This window comes from Pelagibius sp. (assembly GCF_028281305.1).
Taxonomy (GTDB): Bacteria; Pseudomonadota; Alphaproteobacteria; order Kiloniellales; family Kiloniellaceae; genus Pelagibius.
In genome coordinates this window covers 1-26,238 of the sequence record NZ_JANQKD010000083.1, presented here as the reverse complement: position 1 = coordinate 26,238, position 26,238 = coordinate 1, and the positions used below count along the sequence as shown (strand labels likewise).

At 66.1% G+C, this 26,238-nt stretch carries 22 protein-coding genes; 20 read left to right on the top strand and 2 right to left on the bottom strand.

Features of this window, described 5'->3' with window-relative positions:
* The 5 genes from Q0982_RS16140 to Q0982_RS16120 all read left to right on the top strand — a co-directional run.
* The coding region (locus tag Q0982_RS16140) for a biotin/lipoyl-containing protein (RefSeq protein WP_299397217.1) at positions 1-1,390 on the top strand (1,390 nt) is incomplete at its 5' end.
* 39 nt (positions 1,391-1,429) lie between these two features.
* Positions 1,430-1,870 carry a hypothetical protein gene (locus tag Q0982_RS16135; RefSeq protein ID WP_299397216.1) on the top strand — a complete coding sequence of 147 codons (441 nt, stop codon included), beginning with the start codon at positions 1,430-1,432 and terminating at the stop codon, positions 1,868-1,870.
* Positions 1,867-2,145: an acylphosphatase gene (locus Q0982_RS16130; protein WP_299397214.1), complete on the top strand. Its 279-nt coding sequence runs from the start codon at positions 1,867-1,869 to the stop codon at positions 2,143-2,145. The genes Q0982_RS16135 and Q0982_RS16130 overlap by 4 nt, the downstream gene beginning before the upstream one ends.
* Before the next feature lie 99 nt (positions 2,146-2,244).
* Positions 2,245-2,571, top strand: coding sequence for a helix-turn-helix transcriptional regulator (locus tag Q0982_RS16125; protein WP_299397212.1), 327 nt, complete (start codon positions 2,245-2,247; stop codon positions 2,569-2,571).
* A gap of 66 nt (positions 2,572-2,637) precedes the next feature.
* Complete coding sequence (locus Q0982_RS16120; RefSeq protein ID WP_299397211.1) at positions 2,638-3,705, top strand: permease; 1,068 nt, start codon at positions 2,638-2,640, stop codon at positions 3,703-3,705.
* A gap of 16 nt (positions 3,706-3,721) precedes the next feature.
* Here Q0982_RS16120 and lipB read toward each other — a convergent pair whose 3' ends face one another.
* A complete protein-coding gene (gene lipB, locus Q0982_RS16115; RefSeq protein ID WP_299397209.1) occupies positions 3,722-4,420 on the bottom strand; it encodes a lipoyl(octanoyl) transferase LipB in 699 nt (232 codons plus the stop codon).
* A gap of 206 nt (positions 4,421-4,626) precedes the next feature.
* Between lipB and Q0982_RS16110 the strand changes: the two genes are divergently transcribed.
* Together Q0982_RS16110 and mgtE are read left to right on the top strand one after the other, a co-directional pair.
* Positions 4,627-6,906, top strand: a complete 2,280-nt coding sequence (locus Q0982_RS16110) for an NADP-dependent malic enzyme (RefSeq protein WP_299397207.1) — start codon at positions 4,627-4,629, stop codon at positions 6,904-6,906.
* Positions 6,907-6,914: 8 nt separating this feature from the next.
* On the top strand, positions 6,915-8,318 hold the full coding sequence (mgtE, locus tag Q0982_RS16105; protein ID WP_299397206.1) for a magnesium transporter: 1,404 nt from the start codon (positions 6,915-6,917) through the stop codon (positions 8,316-8,318).
* Between the two features lie 39 nt (positions 8,319-8,357).
* On the opposite strand, the gene Q0982_RS16100 is transcribed toward mgtE, so the two are convergent.
* Complete coding sequence (locus Q0982_RS16100; protein ID WP_299397204.1) at positions 8,358-8,711, bottom strand: hypothetical protein; 354 nt, start codon at positions 8,709-8,711, stop codon at positions 8,358-8,360.
* A gap of 33 nt (positions 8,712-8,744) precedes the next feature.
* Between Q0982_RS16100 and Q0982_RS16095 the strand changes: the two genes are divergently transcribed.
* From Q0982_RS16095 to Q0982_RS16035, 13 genes are all read left to right on the top strand, one after another.
* Positions 8,745-9,206: a PaaI family thioesterase gene (locus Q0982_RS16095; RefSeq protein WP_299397203.1), complete on the top strand. Its 462-nt coding sequence runs from the start codon at positions 8,745-8,747 to the stop codon at positions 9,204-9,206.
* Positions 9,207-9,309: 103 nt separating this feature from the next.
* Positions 9,310-10,482 (top strand): isovaleryl-CoA dehydrogenase, encoded by a 1,173-nt coding sequence (locus Q0982_RS16090; protein ID WP_299397201.1) that lies wholly within the window; start codon positions 9,310-9,312, stop codon positions 10,480-10,482.
* A gap of 219 nt (positions 10,483-10,701) precedes the next feature.
* A complete protein-coding gene (locus Q0982_RS16085; protein ID WP_322097046.1) occupies positions 10,702-10,893 on the top strand; it encodes a DUF1272 domain-containing protein in 192 nt (63 codons plus the stop codon).
* A gap of 90 nt (positions 10,894-10,983) precedes the next feature.
* Entirely contained in the window at positions 10,984-11,664 is a 681-nt protein-coding gene (locus tag Q0982_RS16080; RefSeq protein WP_299397199.1) for an SDR family oxidoreductase, read from the top strand.
* A 32-nt stretch (positions 11,665-11,696) separates the two neighbouring features.
* Entirely contained in the window at positions 11,697-12,194 is a 498-nt protein-coding gene (locus Q0982_RS16075) for a DUF3291 domain-containing protein (RefSeq protein WP_299397198.1), read from the top strand.
* Between the two features lie 70 nt (positions 12,195-12,264).
* Positions 12,265-13,401 (top strand): acyl-CoA dehydrogenase family protein, encoded by a 1,137-nt coding sequence (locus Q0982_RS16070; RefSeq protein ID WP_299397196.1) that lies wholly within the window; start codon positions 12,265-12,267, stop codon positions 13,399-13,401.
* Between the two features lie 567 nt (positions 13,402-13,968).
* Entirely contained in the window at positions 13,969-14,634 is a 666-nt protein-coding gene (locus Q0982_RS16065; RefSeq protein WP_299397195.1) for a hypothetical protein, read from the top strand.
* 133 nt (positions 14,635-14,767) lie between these two features.
* Positions 14,768-15,370 (top strand): 2-hydroxychromene-2-carboxylate isomerase, encoded by a 603-nt coding sequence (locus Q0982_RS16060; protein WP_299397193.1) that lies wholly within the window; start codon positions 14,768-14,770, stop codon positions 15,368-15,370.
* Positions 15,371-15,523: 153 nt separating this feature from the next.
* Positions 15,524-16,417 (top strand): adenylate/guanylate cyclase domain-containing protein, encoded by an 894-nt coding sequence (locus tag Q0982_RS16055; protein ID WP_299397191.1) that lies wholly within the window; start codon positions 15,524-15,526, stop codon positions 16,415-16,417.
* Positions 16,418-16,703: 286 nt separating this feature from the next.
* Positions 16,704-17,471 carry a PP2C family serine/threonine-protein phosphatase gene (locus Q0982_RS16050; RefSeq protein ID WP_299397190.1) on the top strand — a complete coding sequence of 256 codons (768 nt, stop codon included), beginning with the start codon at positions 16,704-16,706 and terminating at the stop codon, positions 17,469-17,471.
* A 76-nt stretch (positions 17,472-17,547) separates the two neighbouring features.
* Complete coding sequence (locus Q0982_RS16045; protein WP_299397188.1) at positions 17,548-20,553, top strand: protein kinase; 3,006 nt, start codon at positions 17,548-17,550, stop codon at positions 20,551-20,553.
* Between the two features lie 237 nt (positions 20,554-20,790).
* Positions 20,791-21,741 (top strand): OmpA family protein, encoded by a 951-nt coding sequence (locus Q0982_RS16040; RefSeq protein WP_299397186.1) that lies wholly within the window; start codon positions 20,791-20,793, stop codon positions 21,739-21,741.
* A gap of 736 nt (positions 21,742-22,477) precedes the next feature.
* A partial coding sequence (locus Q0982_RS16035) for a hypothetical protein (protein ID WP_299397185.1) occupies positions 22,478-26,238 on the top strand: 3,761 nt, incomplete at its 3' end.

Genomic DNA, 26,238 nt, shown 5'->3' with positions numbered 1-26,238 from the left:
GCGCCACATCGAGATCCAGGTGCTGGCCGACGCCCACGGCAACACCCTGCACCTGGGCGAGCGCGAATGCTCGATCCAGCGCCGCCACCAGAAGGTGGTGGAGGAGGCGCCCTCGCCCTTCCTCGATGCCGAGACGCGGGCGGCCATGGGTGCCCAGGCGGTGGCCCTGGCCGAGGCGGTGGACTATCGCTCCGCCGGCACGGTCGAGTTCATTGTCGATAGGAATAAGAACTTCTATTTTCTTGAAATGAATACGAGAATTCAGGTCGAGCATCCGGTGACAGAGCTGATCACCGGCCTCGACCTGGTGGAGTGGATGATCCGCATCGCGGCGGGCGAACCGCTGGACTTCGGGCAGAGCGATGTGCAGATGAACGGCTGGGCGGTGGAGACCCGCGTCTATGCCGAAGACCCTCTGCGCGACTTCCTGCCGTCCATCGGCCGGCTGGTGCGTTACCGCGAGCCGCCGGCGCCTGAGGACGAGGCGCTGACCGTACGGGTCGACACCGGCGTCGAGGAGGGCTCGGAGATCTCCATGTTCTACGACCCCATGATCGCCAAGTTGGTGACCCACGGTCCAGACCGTGACAGCGCCATCGATGCCATGCAGTCGGCGCTGGACGCCTACTGCATTCGCGGCATCAACCACAACGTCGCCTTCCTCGCTTCGGTGATGACCAACCCGCGCTTCCGCGAAGGGCGCCTCACCACCAATTTCATTGCCGAGGAGTACCCCGAGGGCTTCAAGGGCGTCGAAGCCGATCCGGCGACGACGGAGGTGCTGATTGCCGTCGCCGCCATCCTGCAGCACCGCCGCAAGGAGCAGGAGACGGCGATCTCCGGTCAGATGGATGGTCATGCGGAGTTCGATCCGGCCATGCCCGCCGATTGGGTGGTGATGCTGGGCCAGGAGGCCCACGCACGCACCGTGACCCCGGTCGATGGCGCGTACCGCGTCACAGGCGGCACCTCCAACCTGCTGATCGAGACCGGCGGGCGTCTGGGGGACCTCCTGCTGCCCTGTTTCATCGACGGCCGCCCGGTGACCGTGCAGGTCGAGCGCCGCGGCCCGGCCCAGCGCCTCAGCCAGGCGGGCATCACTGTCGAGGCGCTGGTGCTCTCGCCGCAGGCCGCGACCCTGGCGGCCATGATGCCGGTGAAAGAGCCGCCGGACCTGTCGCGCTTTCTGCTGTCGCCCATGCCGGGCCTCTTGATCTCCCTGGCGGTGGAGCAGGGGCAGAGCGTGAAAGCCGGCGAGGAACTGGCGGTGGTCGAGGCGATGAAGATGGAGAACATCCTGCGCGCCGAGCGGGACGGCCGGGTCGCCAAGCTGCACGCCGGCCCGGGCGAGAGCCTGGCGGTCGACCAGGCGATCCTGGAGTTCGACTGACCGCGGCAGGTCGGTCTTCGCCCCGCTTGCCACCCCGCCATGGATCAGCTCGAACGCCCGCCGGAGATCATCTGGGATGACCGGCGTGCCTGGTTTGAGGACCAGGAGGCGCAGCATGCAGCAGCGGGCGCAGCGGCGCCGAGCGAACAGGCCTGTGCCCTGATGATCGACCTCCAGGCCGTGTTTTGCGCGGGCGCCTGGGCCGCCGCCGTCATCCTGGCCTATGCCATCGCCGAGGCGCAGAGCAGCAAGCGTGCGGCCCGTCCGCAGGGTGTGGGCGAGGGTGACTGGAAATGGCTGCGCGCCCTGCGCAACAGGCTGGTCCACGAGAACCCCGGCAAGGCCGCGTTCACCGTGGAGGATCAGTGGATGCGCCGGGCGCTTTGGGAGGAGCGCGCCCGCCGCGCCGTGGCCATCGCTTTCGCCGCGCTTTATCCTGCCCCGCAGGGCGGCGAAGCCGGGCAAAAGGCGGATCAATGACCAAGACGGTTCGGGTGGAAATCTCGGGGCGGGTCCAGGGCGTCTGGTTCCGGGCCTGGACGGAAGCCACTGCAAAGGCCAAGGGGCTGGACGGCTGGGTCCGCAACCGCCGCGACGGCTCGGTCGAGGCGGTCTTCTCAGGGGATGCGTCTGCTGTGGATGCCATGCTGGAAGCCTGCTGGCAGGGCCCGCAGCATGCCGCGGTCGCGGCGGTGGACCGCTATGACCACGATGTTCCGATCAACCCCGGCTTCACGGTGAAGCCGACGGCCTGACGCCCCGGCGGTATGTGTGGGGAAGGGGCCGCAGATTTCATTTCCATAATTCTAGAAATATCGTTGACTCAGCGCGAAGCTTCGACTAACGTTCAGGTCATGGAAGTCAACCAAGCTGCACGCTGCCTCGAAAAACTCGGCAATCCGCTCCGCCTGGAGGTCTTTCGCCTTCTTGTCCGGGCCGGGCAGGACGGGCTCCCGGTGGGCGAGATCCAGGCGCACCTCGGGGTGCCGGCCTCGACGCTCTCCCATCACATCGCGCATCTGGTCAACGCTGGCCTCGTGGCGCAGGAGCGCGAAGGGCGCCAACTGATCTGCCGCCCGGACTTCCAACTCATGGACGGGCTGATCGCGTTTTTGACATCCGAGTGCTGCAGCCTGGAGCGCAGCGCGGCGCCGGCGACGGACGCGCGCAAAGCCGGGTAGAACTTTTTTTGGCCTGACTGTTCGATGATCCTGGAAGGGTCGAAAGTAAATCGAAAGGACGTACCGATGACCAGCCTCACCGCCACCATGACCGGCGTTGCTTCAGGAGTTTTCTCCCGGGTCCGCGGTCTCGACCGGGTCTGGCTTGCGCTTCTGATGCTCTTCGCCGGTCTTGCGCTGGTTGTGCCGCAGCAGGCGGTGACGAGCTTCGGCTTCATGGTCGACGCCTTTGTCTGGCTGCTGCCTTTTCTGCTCTTGTCGGTGCTGCTTGCCGCCTGGCTGAAAGCGGCGGGGGCGGACGGGCTGATCGCCGGAGTGACCAGCCGCTCCGCGCCGGCGGCCATCGTCATCGCGGCCCTGGCCGGTGCGCTTTCGCCCTTCTGTTCCTGCGGCGTGGTGCCGCTGATGGCGGCGCTGTTGCTGGCCGGGGTGCCCCTGGCGCCGGTGCTGGCCTTCTGCGTTGCCTCGCCGCTGATGGACCCGGAACAGTTCGTGCTGATGGTGGCGACGCTGGGCCTGCCGTTCACCCTCACCAAGACAATCGCCGCCATGGGGCTCGGCCTCGCCGCCGGCTTTGCCACCCTGGCCCTTCAGCGCGCCGGCTTCTTCGCCGAGCCGCTGAAGGCGGCGCGCGGTTGCGGCGGCTGCGGCACGCCGAGCCTGCCCGAGACGGGGCTGCGCTGGGCCTTCTGGTCCGAAGCGCCGCGCCGCCAAGCCTTCGCCAAGGAGGCGCGCAGCACGACCCTCTTCCTCAGCAAGTGGCTGCTGCTGGCCTTTGCCCTGGAAAGCCTGATGGTGGCCTGGGTGCCGGCCAGCCTGGTGGCGGAGACCTTGGGCGGCCAGGGCTGGCAGGCCATCCCTCTGGCGGTGGTCGTCGGCGTGCCGGCCTATCTGAACGGCTTCGCCGCAATCCCCCTGATCGGCGAGCTCATGGCGATGGGCATGGCTCCGGGCGCGGCGCTGACCTTCCTGATCGCCGGCGGTGTCACCTCGCTGCCGGCCGCAATGGCGGTCTTCGCCCTGGTGCGGCGCACCGTGTTCTTCTGGTATCTGGCGGTGGCGCTGACCGGTTCGCTGTTGGTGGGAACGGTGGTGCAGAGCCTGGTGGTCTTCGCCGGCGTGGCCATCCGCTGACCGGAGGGTTCGAACCTCAGCCGGGCTTGAAGACCTCGTCGAAGGTACCGCGCAGGGCCGCATCCAGGTCGGCCATGCCGACCGGCAGGCCGAGATCCACCAGGGAGGTCACGCCGTGTTCGGAAACGCCGCAGGGAACGATGCCGCTGAAGTGGTCCAGCTCGGGCTCTACGTTGATGGCGAGGCCGTGGTAGGTGACCCAGCGGCGGATGCGCACGCCGATGGCGGCGATCTTGTCCTCGCGCGGCCCGAGCGCCCCTTCGTTGCGGGCGACCCAGATGCCGACGCGTCCCTCGCGCCGCTCTCCCGCGACTGAGAATTGCGCCAGGCTGCGGATGATCCACTCCTCGAGGTCGTGGACATAGCGCCGGAGGTCCGGGTTGCGGCGCTTCAGATCCAGCATCACGTAGACGACCCGCTGCCCGGGTCCGTGATAGGTGAACTCGCCGCCGCGCCCGGTCTCGAAGACCGGAAAGCGGTCGGGCTGCAGCAGGTCCTCGCGCCGGGCTGAGGTTCCCGCTGTGTAGAGCGGGGGATGCTCGACCAGCCAGATCAACTCCGGCGCGCTGCCGGCGCGGATCTCCGCCACCCGGCGTTCCATGAACGCAACGGCATCAGGATAGGCGGTCAGCCCGGGCTCGACGCGCCACTCCGGCGCCGCGGCGGGGTCTGTTACCGCTCCGGCGGCGGTGGCATCCATGGCAGGCAGAGTCATGACCCAGGAAGATAGCCGCTGGCCGCCGAAATGCCACCGCTTTCCCGCCCGGCCTGCCTCGCGGGCTTCCTCATCCTGGAGGGCGGTTACAGAGGCTTGCACTCCAGCGCAGCCGCGGTCATCTTCTGACCGGCCCTCGCTTCGCGCCGGGCTTGCGGTGTGCAAAGAACAAGAAATCAGACGGTTACCAGACTGGGGGAGATGGCATGGCGAAGGATCTACGCGAGGCGGCCCTTGCCTATCACCGCGAACCGAAACCCGGCAAGCTGGAGATCTCGGCGACCAAGCCACTCGGCAACCAGCGCGACCTCGCGCTGGCCTACTCACCGGGCGTCGCCTCGGCCTGCGAGGCCATTGCCGAAGACCCCGCCCAGGCCTCGGCGCTGACGGCGCGGGGCAATCTCGTGGGCGTCGTGACCAACGGGACGGCGGTGCTCGGGCTCGGCGCCATCGGGCCGCTGGCCTCCAAGCCGGTGATGGAGGGCAAGGCGGTCCTCTTCAAGAAGTTCGCCGGCATCGATGTCTTCGATATCGAGCTGGACGCGCTGGACCCGGAGCGCTTCGTCGAGGTGGTGGCGGCCCTGGAGCCGACCTTCGGCGGCATCAATCTGGAAGACATCAAGGCGCCGGAGTGCTTCGAGATCGAAGCGGCCCTGCGCGAGCGCATGAACATCCCGGTGTTCCACGACGACCAGCACGGCACCGCGATCATTGTCGGTGCGGCGATCTACAACGGCCTGCGGCTGGTCGGCAAGGATATCGCCTCGGTCAAGCTGGTCACTTCCGGCGCCGGTGCCGCGGCCCTGGCCTGTCTCGACCTGCTGGTGTCGCTGGGGGTCAAGCGCGAGAACATCTGGGTCACCGACATCCTGGGCGTCGTCTACGAGGGCCGCGAAGAACAGATGGACCGCTGGAAGGCGCGCTACGCCCAGCCCACCGATGCCCGCAGCCTGGCCGAGGTCATCGCCGATGCCGACGTCTTCATGGGCCTCTCGGCGCCGGGGGTCCTGAAGCCGGAGATGGTCAAGACGATGGCCGACAAGCCGATCATCATGGCATTGGCCAATCCGGTGCCGGAGATCATGCCGGAGGAGGCCAAGGAGGCGCGCCCCGACGCCATCATCGCCACCGGCCGCTCGGACTATCCGAACCAGGTGAACAACGTCCTCTGTTTTCCCTACATCTTTCGCGGGGCGCTGGATGTCGGGGCGACCGCCGTCAACGAAGAGATGAAGCTGGCCTGCGTGCGCGCCATCGCCGATCTTGCGATGAAGGAACAGAGCGAGGTGGTGGCCCAGGCAATGGGCGGCGAGGACCGCAGCTTCGGGCCGGACTACGTGATCCCCAGCCCCTTCGATCCCCGCCTGATCCTGGAGATCGCGCCGGCGGTGGCCCGCGCCGCCATGGACAGCGGCGTGGCGACCCGGCCGATCACGGACTTCGACGCCTACTGTCAGAACCTGCAGCGCTTCGTCTTCCGCTCCGGCCTGATCATGAAGCCGATCTTCCAGCGGGCGAAGGAGAACCCCAAGCGGGTGATCTACGCCGAGGGCGAGGACGAGCGGGTTCTGCGCGCGGTGCAGGTGGTGGTCGACGAAGGACTGGCCGAGCCCATCCTGGTGGGCCGGCCCGATGTGGTGGCCACCCGCGTCAAGCGCCTGGGCCTGAGGATCCGGCCCGGCGAGGACGTGCCCCTGATCAATCCGCAGGACGATCCGCGCTTTCGCACCTACTGGCAGACCTACCACGGCCTGATGGAGCGCAAGGGCGTCTCGCCGGAGGCGGCGCGCGAGATCGTCCGGACCCGCAGCACCGTCATCGCCGCCCTGGCCGTCAAGCTGGGCGATGCCGACGCCATGATCTGCGGCACGACGGGGCGCTACAAGCGGCACCTCGACCACGTGACCGGGGTCATCGGCAAGGCTTCGGAAACGCGCGACTGCTCGGCCATCAGCCTCGTCATCCTGCCCAGCGGCTCCTACTTCATCGTCGACACCTACGTCACCGCCGACCCGACGGCGGAAGAGCTGGCGGAGATGACGGTGCTGGCGTCCCACCATGTCAGCCGGTTCGGCCTGCAGCCGAAGGTCGCGCTGCTGTCCCATTCCAACTTCGGCTCCGGCGACACGGCGTCTGCGCGCAAGATGCGCCGCGCCCTGGAGATCCTCCACCGCGAGCATCCCGATCTGGAAGTGGAGGGGGAAATGCACGCCGATGCGGCGCTCTCGGAGTCCATCCGCGAGCACATCTTCCCGAACTCCAAGCTGAAGGGCGCGGCGAATCTGCTGGTGATGCCGACCCTGGATGCCGCCAACATTGCGTTCAATATGGTCAAGGCCTCCGGCGGCGGGCTCTCGGTCGGACCGATCCTGATCGGCACGGCCGCGCCGGCGCACGTTCTGACCCCTTCTGTGAGCGCGCGCGGCATTGTAAACATGAGCGCAATCGCAGTCGCTGACGCACAGGACCGAACCGTCGAAGAGTAGGGCCGCCCATGGCGAAGACACCGCCCGAGCGCGAGGAGAGCGATCCCTGGCTGCCGGAAGTCCAGCCTGACAGCTACGGGATATCGGCCGACCTCGTCCGCACGGTATCGGAGGCCTTGGAGCGCGGTGACGAGGCCGAGGCGCGGCGGGTGGCTACGGACCTCCACGAGGCCGATCTCGCCGACCTGCTGGAGAACCTCGACCGCGACGACCGGCCGCGCCTGATCCGGATCCTGGGCGATGCCTTCGATCTGGAGGTTCTCACCTACCTGGACAGCTCGCTGCGCGAAGACATCATCGAAGCGCTCGAGCCGCGCCAGTTGGCGGACTCGCTGTCCGACCTGGACAGTGACGACGCAGTCGACATCTTCGAAGACCTCGATGAAGAAGCGCAGCGCGAAGTCCTGGAAGCCTTGCCGCGCGCAGACCGCATTGCGCTGGAGGAAAGCCTCAGCTTTCCCGAAGACTCCGCCGGCCGCATCATGCAGCGCGAGGTCCTCGCGGTGCCGTCGTCCTGGACGGTGGGCCAGACCATCGACTACATGCGCGCCGCCAAGGATCTGCCGGACGACTTCTACGACCTTTACATCGTCGACCCGAAGCACCAGCCCATTGGGTTCGTGCCGCTCAGCCGGGCCATGCGCACGAAGCGCCCGGTTGCGCTGACGGACATCATGACTGATGACATGAAGGTCGTTCCCATCGAGATGGACCAGGAGGAAGTCGCCTACCTGTTCCGCCAGTATGGGCTGGTGTCGGCGCCGGTCGTCGACGGGGCCGGGCGGCTGATCGGTGTGGTCACGGTGGACGATGTGGTCCACATCATCGACGAAGAGGCCGAGGAGGATCTGCTGAAGCTGGCCGGTGTCCAGGAGACCGACCTTTACAGCGCCGTGCTCGACACCACGCGCTCGCGGTTCTCCTGGCTGCTGGTCAATCTCTTCACCGCGGTTGCCGCCTCGCTGGTGATCGCCATTTTCGAAGAGACCATCGAGCGCGTGGTGGCGCTGGCGGTGCTGATGCCCATCGTCGCCTCCATGGGCGGCAATGCCGGCACCCAGACCCTGACGGTGGCGGTGCGGGCGATTGCCATGCGCGATCTCAGTGCCGGCAATGCCTGGCGCTTCGTCGGCAAGGAGGTTCTGGTCGGACTGGCCAACGGGCTGATCTTCGCGGTGCTGGCGGGGTTGCTGGCCTGGGTCTGGTTCGATGCGCCGATGATCGGGGCCATTATCGCCGCGGCCATGGTGATCAACCTGGTGGTGGCCACGCTCTCCGGAGCCCTCGTGCCCCTGGGTCTGGAGAAACTGGGTGTGGACCCGGCCGTCGCCTCCAGCGTGGTGCTGACGACGGTCACCGACGTGATCGGCTTTTTCGCCTTCCTGGGGTTGGCCGCCCTGCTGTTGTTCTGAGGGCGCGGGCCGAGACTGCCGCGCGGCCGGCGGCGGGGCTCAGTTCTTCTCCCGGCCCTTGTTGGGCTGGAACTTTTTCGGGTCGTAGCGATCGGGATTGACGGTGTCGAGGCTGCCTTTGAGTTCCTCCAGATCCAGCGACTCGACATAGGCTTCGCGCTCCAGCCGCTGCTGGCGCTCGGCCGCCGTCTCGCAGCCGGCGGTGAGGCCCATACCCGCCAGGGCGAGAAGCAGGCAAAGGGTGCGGGCGGGAACTGGCATTTCAAGCAATCCGATCAGGCCGTCAAAGGCTCCGGCGTCGGCGAAGCCGCCGGCCGCGGTGACTATCGCGTTTTCGCGGGGGCTTCGCAAGCCGCCAAAGCTGGCTATGGTGGCGGGCCGCACCGCAGGCATTTGCTTGTTTTTATCAGGGAGGTGTCCTGACCCATGCCCGCCTATCAGCCCCAGGACCCGGACTTCGCAGACCGGGTCCGGGAGAGTTTCGCCCGGCAAAGCATCATGGACCTGCTGGGGGCCCGCATGACGCGGGTCGAGCCGGGAGAGGTCGAGATCGAACTGCCGTTCCGGCCGGATCTCTGCCAGCAGCACGGCTTCTTTCACGCCGGCGTCACCAGCACGATCGCGGACTCCGCCGGCGGCTATGCGGGCTTCAGCCTGTTTCCTGCCGAAGCCTCCGTGCTGACGGTGGAATTCAAGGTCAACCTCCTGGCACCGGCCGACGGCGAGATGCTGCGTGCCATCGGCCGCGTGATCAAGACGGGGCGGACCCTGACGGTCACGGAAGCGGAGGTAACGGTGGTCAAGAACGGCAGCGCGCGCGCCTGCGCCCACATGGTGCAGACCCTGATGTGCCTGGAGGGACGCCCCGACATGCCAACGGCAGGCTGACCCCGCGGCGGCGCTCTCGGCATTCTGCCGCTTGCCTCTGGCGGGGCGGCGGCCAAGCGCTTAGAGTGCGCGAAAACCGGAACTTGAGCGAACGGCAGGGCCCATGATTCCCAACCAGATCCCCAGTCTGAACTTTGACCTCGGTGAGACCGCCGACATGCTGCGCGACACCGTGATGAGTTTCGCCTCGGAAGAGATCGCCCCCCTGGCCGAAGAGGTCGACCGCACCGACAGCTTTCCGCGCCAGCTCTGGCCCAAGATGGGGGCTCTGGGGCTGCACGGCCTGACGGTGGAGGAGGACTATGGCGGCGCCGGCATGGGTTACCTGGAGCACTGCGTGGCGATGGAGGAGGTCAGCCGCGCCTCGGCCTCCGTCGGCCTCAGCTACGGCGCCCACTCCAATCTCTGCATCAACCAGATCCGCCGCAACGGCAATGAGGACCAGAGGCGCCGCTATCTGCCCAAGCTGATCTCCGGCGAGCATGTCGGCGCACTGGCGATGAGCGAGCCCGGCGCCGGCTCAGACGTGGTCGGCATGCGCACCCGCGCCGACAAGAAGGGCGACCGCTACGTCCTCAACGGCAGCAAGATGTGGATCACCAACTGCGACGAGGCCGACACCCTGGTGATCTATGCCAAGACCGACCCGGACGCGGGACCGCGGGGGATCACGGCCTTCCTGGTGGAGAAGGGCTTCGAGGGCTTCTCCATCGCCCAGAAGCTGGACAAGCTGGGTATGCGCGGCTCGCCCACCGGCGAACTGCTGTTCGAGGACTGCGAGGTGCCGGAGGAAAACGTTCTCGGCGCGGTCGGCAAGGGCGTCAACGTGCTGATGAGCGGACTCGACTACGAGCGCGTGGTGCTGGCCGCCGGCCCCACGGGCATCATGCAGGCCTGCATGGACCTGGTCGTGCCCTACATTCACGAGCGCAAGCAGTTCGGCCAGGCGATCGGCGAATTCCAGCTGATGCAGGGCAAGATCGCAGACATGTACACCACCATGAACGCGGCCAGGTCGTACGTCTATGCGGTTGCAAAGGCCTGCGACCGCGGCGAGACGACCCGCAAGGATGCCGCCGGCGCAATTCTCTATGCCGCTGAGAAAGCCACTTGGATGGCCCTGGAAACGATCCAGACCCTGGGCGGCAACGGCTACATCAACGACTACCCGGCCGGGCGGCTGCTGCGCGACGCCAAGCTCTACGAAATCGGCGCCGGCACCAGCGAGATCCGCCGCATGCTCATTGGCCGCGAGCTGTTCGAGGAAACCCGCTAGGCCGGCGGCCGGCTTCTGCCGGCCCGGCGGCGGTCGAAAGTGCCGTTGCAGCCGTTGCACAGTGGACAGGGCGGTCTTCAGCCCAGCCCGTATCCCTGCGTCAATCCGCCTGAAACGCCGGCTTTCCGCGTGTTCTGCGAGTCGCTTCCTGGGGTGTTGTCTCCCGCGGCCAAGTGATGTTCTCTAGGCCAGGGAAACAGGGTGTCCAAGGAGCAGGCAATGGCCCTGGCGATGAAACCGGCCTGCGAGCGCTGTGGAAACGGGCTTGCGATGGACGGGGAGGGCTCCGTCTGCAGCTTTGAGTGCACCTTCTGCCGGGGCTGCGCCGGCGACCTGATGCAATGCTGCCCGAATTGCGGCGGCGAACTTGCGACCCGGCCGCGGCGCGCGACGGGGCCGAAGCGGGCCTAGCGCGTCGGTGCTTGACGAGGGGCGGCTTCACGGCCTTTGCCGCGCCGGGCGGTCCTGTGAGATTTCGGTACGTTTTTTGGAGAGAGCGATTTGCCCACAGTCTTGATTACCGGTGCCAACCGTGGCCTCGGCCTGGAGTTCGTTCGCTCGTTTGCGGCAGATGGCTGGCGCGTCCACGCCTGCGCACGCAACGTGGAAAAAGCCAAGGTCGTACGTTCCATGGAAGGCGATGTCGTCTGCCACAAGCTGGACGTGACCGACGGCCTGAAGGTGGCGAGCCTGGCGCGCGAACTGGCGGAGGAGCCGCTGGACATCCTCATCAACAATGCCGGCGTCTACGGGCCCCGGACAGGTTTTGGCGAGACCGACTTTCAGGAATGGGGGCCGGTGCTGCAGATCAACACCGTGGCGCCGCTGCGCATGGTGGAGCGCTTCATGGGCATGCTGGAAAAGGGCGAGCGCAAGACCATCGTTAACATCTCCAGCCGTATGGGGTCGATCGCCTGCAACGAAAACGGCGGGTCATACATCTACCGCAGTTCCAAGGCCGCTTTGAACATGGTCACCAAGGGTCTTTCCGTCGATCTGGAAGCCAAAGGCTTCACGGTGATCTCCTTTCATCCCGGCTGGGTGCAGACCGACATGGGCGGGGAAAGCGCAGACATTCCCGCCGACGCTTCGATCGCGGGGATGCGCAAGGTGATCGCGGGTCTCTCGACCGAGGACAACGGCAAGTTCTTCAACTACGACGGCAGCGAGATCCCCTGGTAGGGCGCCGCACCAATGCGATGAGGGAGAGGGGGATGCAGGGTTTTCATCTGGCGCAGATCAACGTCGGGCGGATCGTCGCGCCGATCGACGATCCCAGGCTGGCGGACTTCGTTGCCCAGTTGGATGCGATCAACGCGCTGGCAGACCGCGATCCGGGCTTCGTCTGGCGCCTGCAGAGCGACAGCGGCAATGCAACCGACATCCAGGTCTCGGCCGACCCCGGCTTAATCGTCAACATGTCCCTCTGGCGCGACCTGGAGTCGCTCTTCACGTACGTCTACAAGACCGACCACACAAAGGTGATGGCGCAGAGGCGCAAGTGGTTCGAAAAGGCGCGCGGCGCCTTCATGGCGCTCTGGTGGTTGCCGGTCGGCGAGATCCCCACCATCGAAGACGGCCTGGAGCGCGTTGCGCTGATCGACCGCCAGGGGCCGACGCCTGAGGCCTTCAGCTTCAAGGTGCCCTTTGATGCTGCTGGCCGGCCGGTCGAGCGCTCTGCGCTGCTGCGCACGCCAGAGCCATGTCTCTAAGGCCATGTCTCTAAGGCCATGTCTCTAAGGCCATGTCTCTAGGGCCGTGTCTCTGACGGCGGAACACAAGATGCTGTTGAACGAAGAGCAAAGTCTGATCCGCGACACCGCGCGCGATTTCGCACGCGAGCAGTTGGCCCCGCATGCGGCGGCCTGGGACCGCGAGTCGCGCTTCCCGAAAGACGCCGTCGCCGCGATGGGCGAACTCGGCTTCATGGGCATGCTTGTGCCGCCGGAGTGGGAGGGTGCTGGCGCCGACCACGTGTCTTACGCGCTGGCGTTGATGGAGGTGGCTGCCGGCGACGGCTCCTGTTCCACCATCATGTCGGTCCACAACTCCGTCGGCTGCATGCCGATCCTCAGGTTCGGTTCGGCGGACCAGAAGGAGCGCTTTCTGAAACCCATGGCACAGGGCGCCATGCTCGGCGCCTTTTGCCTGACCGAGCCGCAGGCCGGCTCCGACGCCGCAGCGATCAGGACGCGGGCCGAGCGCGACGGCAACCACTATGTGCTGAACGGCGTGAAGCAGTTCATCACCTCCGGCAAGAACGGCGACCTGGCCGTCGTCTTCGCTGTGACCGATCCGGATCAGGGCAAGCGCGGCATCAGCGCCTTTCTGGTGCCAACGGACACGCCCGGCTACAAGGTGGCCTCGGTGGAGAAGAAGCTGGGGCAAAAGGCTTCCGACACCTGCCAGATCGTTTTCGAGGACTGCCGCCTGACGCCTGACCTGCTGCTGGGCGCGGAGGGGGAGGGCTACAAGATTGCCCTGGCCAACCTGGAAGGCGGCCGGATCGGCATCGCCGCGCAGTCGGTCGGCATGGCGCGTGCGGCCTATGAGGCGGCGTTGGACTATGCCCGCGAACGCCGATCATTCGGGAAGCCGATCATCGAGCATCAGGCGGTCGCCTTTCGCCTGGCCGACATGGCAACCCAGATCCACGCGGCTGAATTGATGGTCCTGGAGGCCGCCGCCCTGCGCGATGCCGGGCGTCCCTGCCTGAAGGAAGCCGCCATGGCCAAACTGCAGGCCTCCGAGATGGCCGAAAAGGTCTGCTCCGATGCGCTGCAGATCCACGGCGGCTACGGCTATCTTTCCGACTTCCCGGTGGAGCGCATCTATCGCGACGTGCGCGTCTGCCAGATCTACGAAGGCACCTCCGACATCCAGCGCCTGATCATCGCCCGCCAGATCGCGGCGGACTGAGTGGAACTCCCCCTTCGCGCTGGGATTTCAACCGCCCCAACACTTCTTCATCTATAAATTGACAAAAGCAAAGTAATTTGCTAGTAATATGATTGATTGAGATGAATAGAATTCGGCGCATCGATATTCAGTTGCCAAAGATATGAATGTTATGGGCGATAAGCTTTCGAAACTGAAGGAGAAGTGGTCAGCATAGAGGTTTTTGTGTCCGCATACGGCCGATTAATATTTGGGAGATCGACCTATGTTTGTTTTCTTAGACAAAAACACCTCTGAGATCATTCAGGAAAGGGATGCGATCACGGCATCCACTGCGGAAGCAGGGTCCTTTGCCACTCAAGCGTTCCTTGAGCGCTTTCAGAACAAGTTCCCCGAACGAGCACGACGTCGACAATTCCGAGGCCAAAGTTCTTTGGCGCGAACCGGCGTGCGATCTCACCATACGCGATCTCACCATAACCGCCGGTATCCCCGCACGCAGCTTTAGCAACGGTTGCCGGGCCGAGGAGACCCGCCCCATACAACGTCTTTCCGTCTTCAATCCCCGACAGTTCGGAGGTGCCTGCAATGCTCGACTTCCTGAAACCGAGACCGGCTGCCTTGCTGCGAGCGCGGGAGGCGATTCTGGCAGCCGCCAAAGCGGCGGAAGGCTTCGCAGTCCCTGAGATCCTGAGCAGCTACCGACAGGAAAGCGGGTGCAGTCAAGCAACGGCCGAGCGGCGTCGGCGCGAGCTCTTTCGCTTTCTCATCATCCTCGGGCATCTGCCGCGGCGCGGCTATGGCATGTACGGTCCGGTCGACGATCTCTGGCACAGCTTCGTCCTGCACACCGAACGCTATCAGGCCTTCTGCGAGACCTACGCCACCGGCTTCGTGCATCATCATCCCGGCAGTTCCGCCAAGGGCGCGGACTGGCGCTCGCGCTACCTGCAGTTCCTGATCGACTATCGCCTCATCTTCCGGGCGCCACCGCCTGACGATGTCTGGCCGATGCCGAACGTGCCAAAGGCAAAGCTGCCGCTGAAGACTGCACAGTTATTGCCGCGCCATGTCAAAGCTATGCAACGGATCGAGCGCGGGGCCGGCGGGCCGAACCGGCAGTCCCGGAGCGGTGCTGCAGTCGGGGACTCGGGCTATGGGCCCGGCTGCCTTGGCGGCGGCGAAGCTGGCGGTGACGGCGGCGGTGACGGCGGTGGATGCGGCGGTGGCGGTTGCGGCGGCGGCGGGGGATAATGCGGCCTGGAGCAGGGTTCCCCGGTCGGCGGGTCGCTTTGGCATCGCGCCGCCGGTCGGTTGCTCTCTCCACTGCGGCTGCTGCTTCCGCAGTTGCTGATCGTCCAAACCTGCCGGAGGCTGACGCGTTACAATGCCCGACCCCATCGAATTCTACTTCGACTTTTCCAGCCCCTACGGATACCTGGCGGCGGAAACCATCGACTCCCTGGGCGAGCGCACGGGCCGCCGTGTCGACTGGCGGCCCTTTCTGCTGGGGGCTGTCTTTCAGGAGACCCGCGGCGAGCCACTGCTGAACATCCCGATGAAGGGCGACTACGCGCGCCACGATCTCGAGCGCTCCGCCCGGCTGATCGGTGTTCCCTTTGTCATCCCGGGCAGCTTTCCCTTCATGTCGGTTGCGGCTGCGCGCGCCTACTATTGGATGCTGGATCGCGACCGGGCCAAGGCGGTGGATCTGGCGAAGACCCTGTTCCGCGAAGCGTTCGGCCGGGGCAGGGACATCAATTCGGCGGCTGCCGTGACGGCGGTCTGCGCCCACGCCGGCGTCGACGCGGAGGAACTGGCCGCGGCGCTCACCGATCCGGCGCTCAAGCAACGGGTGCGCGAGGAAGTGGAAGGGGCTATAGCCAAAGGTGTCTTCGGCTCACCCCTTATTATTGTTGACGGAGAAACCTTCTGGGGCCATGACCGTCTCGACCAAGTGGCGCTTTGGCTTGAGCGGGGCGGCTGGTAGATTGAAAGTCTTCGAGCAAGGCGCGGATCCGTTGTGCAACTGCGAAAGTGGGTCCACAGCGCCTGCCGGTTTTGCTAGACAGTCGCCTCTCGCTGGGCCTTTAACTGGACAGTCGCCTGCCGCCGCACCTTACAGAAGGGTTTGCAGTGTTTCATGAATGACGGGTCTTCGGACGGGTCTGACAAGGACGGCCAGACTCTCGCCGTTCTTTTCGCCGACATCGACGGCAGCACCAAGCTGTACGAGGTTTACGGCGACGAAACCGCACATCGCCTGACTGCGGAATGCCTGACCGTACTCGATGCCCAGGCCGGCATTGCGGGTGGGCGTGTGGTAAAGACCTCCGGCGATGGTGTCATGTGCGTCTTCGCGACCCCCGACGAAGCCTTTCGCGCCGCCACGTTGATGCGCGACGCTCACAAGCACGGGCAGGTGTCGATCCATGCCGGCTTTCACTTCGGCCCGGTGATCGAGGATTCCGGCGACTTCTACGGCGACACGGTCAACGTGGCCGCGCGCGTGACGGATCTCGCCAAGGCCGGGGAGATCCTGGTGACCGAAGACACCGTGGTCCGTCTCTCGCCGCCGTTCCGCAGTTCCACCCGTTGGATCGACAAGGCGGCCATGAAGGGCAAGAGGGAGCCTGTTGCGATCTACGAGGTGGTGACCGAAGACGAGAACGCCACGGTGATTCGCGGACCGCTGCTGGCCGCGGAGGGCGGCAAACTGCGGCTCGATCTGGCCTACCGCGGCGAGACCTTCAGCCTGGAGGAACCCATGGCGGAGTTCGTCGTCGGGCGTCAGGATACCTGCGACCTGACGGTCGACAGCTCCTACGCCTCGCGCCGCCATGCCACGATCCAGGCCGTACGGGGCAAGGTGTTCCTGAAGGACCACAGCACCAACGGCACCTATGTGCGCAGCGAGACTGGCGACGTCGCCTACGTGAAGCGCGAGATGGTCCAGCTCGTCGGGCGCGGCGGCATCTTCCTGGGGCGGGAGCCGGACCTCGCCGGCGACGATGAGATCCGCTTCAACCTGCCTTGACCGCCTCGCATCCAGCCTGCCCTGATTCCGGCGTGAAGCCTTTGCCGCAAACGACGGCGGCCCGCTGCCGCGCGGCGGCTTTACCGCGGCAAGTGGCTGTTCCATAATCGCTTTGGGAGAGACAGGGGGTGGAACTTGTCACTGCGGGCGCTGCCGTTGAGCGAGACCGGCCAGGCTGCGGCTTTGATGCTGCCGGGCCGCCGGGCCCGGCTCTGCATGCCGGGAATCGCGACGGACCGCTTTGACGGGCCATGGGACAATGTCTCAAGACAGTAGAGCTGGCGACATGATGGAGTCTGAGGTCAGCGGGACGGTGGCGGCGACTCTGGGGCACCAGAGCGATGTAGGCCGCGTCCGCCGCCACAACGAGGACAGCTACGCCCTGCGGGAAGACCTGGGCCTCTGGGTGGTTGCCGACGGCATGGGCGGTGCCGCCGCCGGCGACAAGGCCAGTTCGATTGTCGTCGATGTTGTGGCGCGCTCCGTCGAGCACGGCTCCGCCTTGGAAGACGCCATGGCCGAAGCCAATCGATCGATCCTGGAGTCGGTCGAGGCGGGCGAGGGCAAGCGGGGCATGGGCTCGACAGTGGTGGCTGCGCGGATTTCCGGCAGCGATTACAGCGTTGTATGGGTGGGCGACGCCAGGGCCTATCTTTGGGGCGAAGGTCTGCAGCGGCTGTCGCACGATCATTCGCGGGTCCAGGAACTGGTCGACGCCGGGCTCATCACGGAGCAGGAAGCACGCAGTCATCCGCACCGCAGCGTGATAACAAGGGTGCTCGGCGGACCGGACGGCACCGCCGCGGCGCCGGATCAGGTGACCGGCTCGCTGCGCCCGGGCGAATGCATATTGCTGTGCAGTGACGGACTGACGTCGGAAGTGGATGACCACGATATTGCGCGGGTGCTGTCTCGAGAGCTGGCGGACGGCAAGTCCCCGCAAGCCGCCGGGCAGCGCGCAGTGGACCGCTTGGTGGCCATGGCTTTGGACCATGGCGGGAACGACAACGTCACGGTGGTGCTGATCGGTGCGCCCGTCGGGGGCGCGGCATGAAGTGTCATGGGTTGAGAGCCTTGGGGTGGAGAGATATGTCTGGCGGTAGATCAGCCTGGTCAAGAGGACGGTGCCGATGAGCGGCGATCCGCGGGGTGGCGGATCGCGCGGCGGTGGATCCCTGGGTGGCGGATCCGCGGGCGGCGGTTCCTCCGGCCGCGGCGATTCCGGCATGTCCGGGATCTTCGACGTCGGCACCCTGATCAGCTACACCTATCGGGTTGAGGCTCTGCTGGCGCGCGGCGGCATGGGCGAGGTGTATCGCACTACGCACACGGAGATCGGCACCCAGCACGCCATTAAGATCGTGCGGCCGGATCTGGCCAACAACGAGAAGATCATGGAGCTCTTCCGGCGCGAGGCGTCGGTCCTGCGCACCGTGCGCGACGACGCCATCGTCGGTTACGACGGCGTGCTGCGCGACGAAGAAGGCCGGGTCTACCTGGTGATGGAATTCGTCGACGGCCCCTCGCTCACCGAATACCTGAATGACCGGATCCTGTCGCCGGAGGAAGTGCGCGCGCTGCGCGACAGGTTGGCCCACGGCCTGGCGGCGGCTCATGACAAGGGCGTCATTCATCGCGACATGTCGCCGGACAACATCATCCTCGGCCAAGGCAAGCTCTCCCAAGCCAAGATCATCGACTTCGGCATTGCCAAGCTGGCGGATTCTTCGGCAACCACGATCATCGGCGACGACTTTGCCGGCCGCTACGCCTATGCCTCGCCGGAGCAGATCGGCCTCTACGGCGGCCAGGTCGACGCCCGCTCCGACATCTACAGTCTGGGCCTTGTGCTGGCGACCGCGGGCACCGGGCGGGCGCTGAACATGGGCGAGATCAACGAGTCCCTGGTCTCCGTGATCGAGGCGCGCAAGCAGATACCGGACTTCACGTCGGTTCCGGAAATCCTGCGCAACGAGCTGGGTGCGATGCTGCAGCCGGATCCGGCCGACCGGCCGCAGAGTATGCGGGAGGTCATCGGCCTGGAGAAGCACCTGGCGGCCCAGGAGGCTGCCGAAGATGCCGCGGAGGTTGCTCCGGCTGCTCCGCCGAAACCATCGGCCGCACCGCTGGCTGCGGAGCCGCCCGTGCAGTCCGCCCCCGCGGCGTCAACGGGCCGCCCCTGGCTTTGGCCGGCGCTCGCCACGGGCGTGATCCTGGCTGCTGGCGGCGGTTACTTTGCCTGGCAGTCGACGCAACAGCAGGACCAGCGACCGATTACGGCGGAGATCGACAGCGTTGCGCCGGCGGCGGGTGAAGAGGGGGCCGGGCCTCCGGCCGAAACTGTGGCCGAAGCTCCGCCCGGCCCACAGGCTTCAGAGACCGCGCAGGCCCCGGAGACTGCGCCCGCGCCGGATGCTACGCCAGCGCCGGAGGCTGCTGCTGAAAGGACGCCCGAGGCCGTGCAGGAGGCGCCGCCCGCGCAGACCGAAGAACCGGGCGCTCCGGCCGTGGCTGCGAGCGAACCCGACCCTGCGCCGGCCCCGGCTGCGGACGGTAGGGAGTCCACACCGCCGGTGGAGGCGGAGTCGGCTGTTCCGGAAGGCGATCCTTCGGAAATCGCAGCGGCCCCGGCTGACGAGAGCCCGGCTGACGAGACTCCGGTGGAGGAGACTCCCGAGCCTGTCGCGCAAACGACGCTGCCGGCGGGCGCCGCAGATCCGGCAGAAGCAGACCCGGCAGAAGCAGACTCGGCAGAAGCGGTCGCGGAAGCGGGGGCGGGCATGTCCGAAGTCGAAGCGGCCGAAGCCGCCGGTGAGGCGCCGGCTGCGGTGGCGCCCGAGGTGGCGCCTCCCGAAGTGGCGGTCCCCGCGCCGACCCCGGAGCCTGCCGCTGACGCGCAGACGGCGCGCAATGCCGCAGATGCCCCGGAGGAAACGGCCCAGGCGGCAGCGCCCGTGCCGTCATCGGAAGCGTCCGTGCCGGAAGCACCCCCGGCTGTGGAGGCCGCGTCCGGGGACGACGGCGCCTCGGTCGAAGAGACAGCCGCTGCAGAGGCCGCGCCGGAGGGCAACGACAATCGTGAGCCTGCTTCTGAAGCCACCGCCTCAGCCGCTGGGGGGGACGGAACTCCAACCGCCGGAGACGCGGCGGCGGACCCGGCGGCGGACCAGGTGGCGGACCAGGTGGCGGTGCTGCCCGCCCCCGATGCGCCCGCCCCCGATGCACTGGAGGCGGCGCCGGAGCCCGCGGAGCCGGAGCCCTCGGCCGTGGAATTGCGCCAACTCGCCCTGCAGGCGGCCGAAGCGGAGCTGAGTCGGGACGAGAAGCGCGAGATCCAGCGCGATCTGCAGGCCCTGGGCCATTACCGGGGCGGCATCGACGGCAGTTTCGGGCCGGGCACCCGTGCCGGGATCGAACGTTATCAGCAGGTCGCGGGCCTTGACGTCACGGGCTACCTGAACGACGCGGAACGCCGGGACTTGGCCGAAGAGGCCGCAGGTCCGCGTGCCGAAGCGGAGCGGCTGGCCGCCGAACGGGCGGCCGCAGAGGCAGAGGCACGGGCGGCCGAGGCACGGGCGGCTGAGGAGCAGCGCCTCGCGGCCCAGCGCCAGGCAGCCCAGGAAGCAGCGGCGCGGGCCCGTGCGGTCGCGGAGGAGAGAACGCCTGCCGCGCCGACAGCCGAACAGCAGGCATCGCTTCCCGGGGAGAGCGAACTCGACCGATTGCGGCGCATTGCCGAGGGCGGCGATCCGCTGGCTCAGGCAAGTCTTGGCCTGCGCTACTATCGGGGCCAGGGCGTGCGCCGCGACCTCGAGGAGGCGGTGCGTTGGACCGAGAGGGCGGCGCAACAGGGCGAGGCCCGGGCCCAGTCGAACCTCGGCTTCTACTACATGAACGGGGAAGGTGTGCAGCGCGACCCGGCCCAGGCCGCCCGGTGGTGGCGGGAGGCGGCGGCGCAGGGGCTGCAGCAGGCCCAGTTCAATCTCGGCCTGCTCTACGAGACCGGGCGGGGCGTTGCGGCGGATCCGCAGGAGGCGGCAAAGTGGTATCGCCTGGCCATTGCGCAGGGGGATCGTCAGGCCAAGAACAGGCTCGACAACCTCGTGCGCCGCGGTCTGGTGAGTCCGGAGAACTGAAATTATCGCTTAAGTTGTTATTTAAGCAAAAACCAAGCGCGAGGCGAGAGGTTGCCTGACCTGTTACCCCGGTTTTGCAAATGCATGGTAATTCAATCTCTTGCGAGAGCTTTGCTTGCACCTTTCTGAGAATCTGGCTATACCGCTAGCCGATGTGTTAATCATGTATTCTGTCAGGCATTCTGCATTTCTCGCCGGGTGCCTCATGCAGGGGATTTATCAAAGGGGAAAGCCGATATGAAGGCGAAGGGACTTTTCGTTGGCGCCAGCTTGGCGGTGGCAGTGTCGATGGCTGCGCCGGCCTATGCGATTACGCCGTTCAATGTTCCCGGCACCGATTTTTGGGATCATCCGTTCGGCAGTGTGTTCGACACACGCAGCGGGCTCGATCTGGAATCCAATGGGATTGCCTTTAACCAGGGCCTGCAGGCCGGCTATGCGGAGCTCTCCGAGGAACGCTCGGATGCTTGGCTTGGCGCGGACTGGGACTTCGTTGACGGTGAACTCTTCAATCACAAAGCCCGCACGGCGGCCAAGAATTCCCTTGTTCTGCCGGACGCGCCGATGGATCGGGAGTTGACCGAGGAGCAGGCGGCGACCTTCCAGGCGGCGCTTGAGCGCCTGCGCAGCGGCTTTGACCGTGGTGCGCGCTACCTCGCGCCGGCCGATGCGTCCTTCGCGCAAGTGAAGTACGACTGCTGGATCGAGGCGACCGAAGACGGCCGCACCGGTGATGCCGAAGGCTGCCGCGCCGAGTTCGAATCGGCCATGGCCGCAGTGGAGGCGCAGGCGAATTTCGCGCTCTCCGACATCAATTACGAGACCCCGGCTGCAGCCGTGGTGGCCGCAACCCCGACGGCCGATCAGTTCATCGTCCTTTTCGATTTCGACAGCACCGTCTACGCACCGGGCAACGCCACCATCGTTTCGGAGGCTCTGCGTGCGGCTCTCGCGAACCCGAATGCTTCCGTTGACATCACCGGTCATGCCGACAGCTCGGGCGCGGTTGCCTACAACCAGACCCTCTCCGAGCGGCGCGCCAACCGGGTGATCGATGAACTGGTGTCCGGGGGCGTCGATGCAATCCGGGTCTCGGGCCGTGGCGTGGGCGAAACCCAGCTGCTGATCCCGACCGGCGACGGCGTCCGCGAGGAAGGCAACCGAGCGGTCGTCATCCAGTTGAACTGACGCCGATCTCCAGCCGGAGCGCGCATACCCGCACCGGTCGGTTTCGATCAAGGAAAAGCCCCTGCGAGACGCGTCTCGCGGGGGCTTTTTCGTACTGGGCATGTGGTGCCTGCAAGCCAGGATGAGGGAGCAGGGACCGGCTCGGCGGTAGCGGCAGAGCCTTCGGGGACGGTTTGCCGGGCTTGAAGGCCCGGACCCTGATGCCCTTTCGAGCCGCTCTCGGGGCCTCCCGGAGAACTCTGCGCATCGCCCCGCATCTGCTGGAACGCCTTCAACTGGGCGGCATCACGTCGGGGAGAATGCCGGTCTTCGCTACTTTGGCGGGATCTTGGTTAGCGCGTGCAGGCCAGTCCCCCGGCCAATCCCAGGTTTTGTTGGGGGCACGGACGAGAGCCTCCTGCCTGTTGCCTTCTGTGACAGTCGAGGGAATCCAGCGCCACCGAGATTCTCTGTAGATGAAATCGACGAGTCTGATAATCGATTGAATTAAAGACAAATATCGTGGATCTCACGCCTCACGAGCATTAATGCAGCGTTAACCAAAGGTAACGAGAAACACATACAATAAGATATAGTATTAGCACCAAGTTTTCTTGTAAATGCCACATTAATCCCACACACTCCTCACGCTCAGAGACAGGGGTGCTCGCGCTGTGCGCGAAGGAGCAACTGCCCGTGCCGGACATAGAGTTCGGTGCGCCCCTCGCTCTGACGCCTTTATTGTGGGAGATGGGTGATGAGCAACGAGGATCTGCAGCGTCTTGGCGGAATCGATCAGGGCGCGGAGGATGCCGGCACCGATGAGGCTCTTGTCGAGAGCGGTGCCGCAGAGGCAGTTGGCCAGGCGCAAGCGCCGCAAGTCCTGACCAGGCCCGCACCGGGCGATATCCTCGTCATCACCGATCCTGCGGGCCAGGCTTTTGTTCTGGAGTTCGATCCCGCTGCCGCTCAGGTCTTCCTGGACGGCGACGACCTGGTCCTGGGCTTCGACGACAACGGCGACGGTGTCCCCGACAGCCGCATCGTTTTCGAGAACCTGGCCTCCGATGCGGCGGCTGAAGGCACCAGCTTCCAGGTTGCCGGCATCGACATTGCCGCGGGGATCCTCGTCAATCAGGCCCTGGCCCTGGCCGATACGGCCGACAGCACGCTGGAGACCGCCGCCGGGGCGCCGGCCATCGGCGGTGGCGCGACCCAGTATGTCGACAACCTGGGCAGCGTCATCGACCTGCTCGTCGCGCAGGGCGTGATCCCGCCGACGGCCCTGGAGTTCGGCCTGATCGCGCTGGACGACGATCCGACCATTCTGGACGAGGCCGAGGGTACGCTCTCGCTCACCTTCCGGACCGAGACCGACGGCGGCGAAGGCTCCGTCAACACCTTCGAGGGCGGTTTCGAGGACTGGCAGCCCAACCAGGACGACTGCGAGGGCGAGACCTTCCCGATGGAGGTCGTCATCGGCTTCACCCCCGCCGACAACGAAGAGCTGGTTTCGTTGACCCTCTCCGGCATTCCGGAAGGCGCCGTGCTCTACGTCGGCGGCACCGCGGATACCAATATCGTCGATACCAGCGGCGGCTCCTCGCCGCTGCTGAGCGCCGCCGATCTGGCCTCCGGCCTCTTCCTTCTGCCTCCGCCGGACAGCGGTGACGACATTCCGCTGACGGTGACCGCGACCATCGTCGACCCCGACAGCGGCCTGACTGCCGAGATCAGCGGCTCGGCCACCGCGATCATCGACTCGGTGGCGGACAACCCGGAGTTCCTGCTCGACGGAGACGAGGGCTACGAGCCGGAGTACTTCCTTGATCAGCGGGACTACAGCGGCGGCGAAGGCGGCGGCTACGAGGGCGACGACTGCAAAGTTCCGTCCGCTACCTTGACCTACGAAGAGGACAACGGCGTTCCTGTCGGCGGAGACGTGATTGTTTCCGGTGACTCCCAGGGCGGCGGCGAGCAGGGCGAACCCGACTGCTACGACGATCAGGCACCGATTTTCGGCGCCGGCTTCGTCGCGGCCGTGACCGATGTTGACGGCTCGGAGAGCCTCACGAAGCTCACGGTCGCCACCCGCGAGGAATTCTGGTCGGGTGATCAGGGCGGTCTGGAAGTCGGTCTCTCTGGGACGGACAATCCTGAGGCCACCAACTTCATGATCGGTGAGCAGGTGCTGGTCCACGGCGAGACTGTGGAGGTCTCCGCCATCTTTGCCGACGGCAGCGAGGGCCCGGCCACCGCGACCATCGAGATCGTCGACGGCGTCCTCACGCTGTCCTTCGATCCGGCCTTGCGGGTGCAGTCCGTTGACCTTTCCGACGACTCCGGGACTCCGTTCCAGGTCCGCCTGCCGCAGCACAGCGACGACGACTTCCAGCTGAACCTGGAGGTGACGGCCGTCGAGTTCGACATCGACGGCGAGCTGACGCTTGAGAACAACGTCGCCACCCATCAGGCGGTGCTGAACGTCGAGGTTAAGGCGATCGCTGATGGCGCCGAGCTGACGGTTTCCGTCGGCGGCACGCCCTTTGCCGAGGACGACGAGGTCGATCCGGCCAAGCACGGCGACGATGCCGGCGAGACGCCTCTGACCATTCTGCTTTCCGACCTCGGCGCGGCTTTGATTGACAGGGACGGCTCCGAGGGCATCACAGAGATCAAGCTGTCGTTGGACGGCGCCGACGACGACGCGATGTTCGTCGATGCGGCGGGTAATCCTCTGGGTGGGACCTTGGAGGTCCCGGCCGGTGACGGCACTGTCATCGCCGACGTGTCTATCGTCGACCAGATGCTGACCCTGACCTTCGATGGCGGCGAGACGGCCGGCCTCGATCTCGATCTTTCCGGCCTGATCCAGGTCAAGCTGCCGGTCGACGACAGCAGCGATTTCACGGTGAACGTCGCGGCGACCACGACCGAGGTCAATCCCGAAGGCGATGTGACTCTGGAGTCGAAAACCACCGAATCGAGCTTCGACGTGCAGGTGCAGGGCGTGGCCGGCCCTGCGGCGGTGACCTTCGGCGATTACAGCAAGGTCCCCGGCTGCCCGCTGGCCTGCAGCGATGGAGAAACGCCGCAGGACGCCGGCAACAGCCTGACGCTGAAACTCTTTGAGGATGGCGCCGGCGCGGTGGACGATCAAGAGGGCGCCGGACCTCTGAGCGTGCCGGTCCTTTTCTCCGCTGCGGCCCAGGATAGCGACGGTTCCGAGGGGATCACCAAGATCACCTTCAGCCTGGACGGCGCCGCGGAGGGGACGATGTTCGTCGACGGGCTCGGCGATCCGCTGGCCAATGGCGACACGGTCTCCGGCGGCACGGTTTCTATTGACGGCGACCAGCTGGTCCTGACCTTTGCGGACCCCGGCCCCCAGTCTGTCGACGTTACCGGCCTCTTCGTGCAGGTGCCGCAGGACAGTGATGACGATTTCGCGATCGGCATTCAGACCACCACCACCGAGTACGACGACGACGGCTTCGGGGCGCTGGTGGAGACCTTCGTGACCGATGCGGTCATCAATGTCGTGCTTGATGCGGTCGCTGATCCGGTGACGGTGAGCGTTGATGCTGTCAGCGACAGTGGCGACGAGGCCTTTGCGCCGGGCGAGACCGGCACCGTGACGGTGAACGCGACCTTCGGGGACTTCACCGACGGCTCGGAAGTCCACACGGTGACGGTGACCGTTCCCTTTGGTTTTGTTGTGACCGATCTGGCCGGTGGTATCCAAGACGGTGACACCATCAGCTGGATCGTGAGCGGCGGCACCTTCGAGGCGGTTCTGGGTGTCACCGCCAACGAAGGCCTGATCGTCGACGAGGAGGTGGTCTGGGAAGCCGAGGCGAAAGCCGTCGAGCAGAACGAAAACACCGATCACGACGCCGGCGATGCGGAGTGCACCACCGACAACAATGAAGCGGTGGCAACAGCCGAGGACGAGGTGACCCTGGACCCGGCGCTGCCGCCGGAGGTCTCGGTGAGCCTGCAGGGCGAGCCGCTGTGCATCAAGGAGGACGGCTCTGGCCAGTTCACGGTGACGGTGACGGCCCAGGGCGACGACTTCGTGAGCGAGATCCTGGTGGGGAACCTGCCGGGCGTCGATGAGGGCTGGACGAGCTCTGTGGTGGGCAACGACGGCGGGTCGTTCAACCCGGCGACGGGTCTCTACACGACGGCCGGCAGCCCGGCCTCGGTGGTCCTGACGGTGAGCCTGACGCCGCCGGCGGACAGCGACCTGGATGTGCTGACGACCATGGGCTCTGACATCAGCTTCACGGCGACGGCGGAGGACCCGGAGAGCGGGGACACGGCCACGGCGGCGCCGGTCGAGGCGGACGTCGATGTGGACGCGGTTGCCGACGATGTGACGGTGGGCATCGACGCGGTGAGCACGAGCGGCGACGAGGCCTTTGCGCCGGGCGAGACGGGCACGGTGACGGTGGATGCGACCTTCGGGGACTTCACCGACGGCTCGGAGACGCACACGGTGACGGTTGAGGTTCC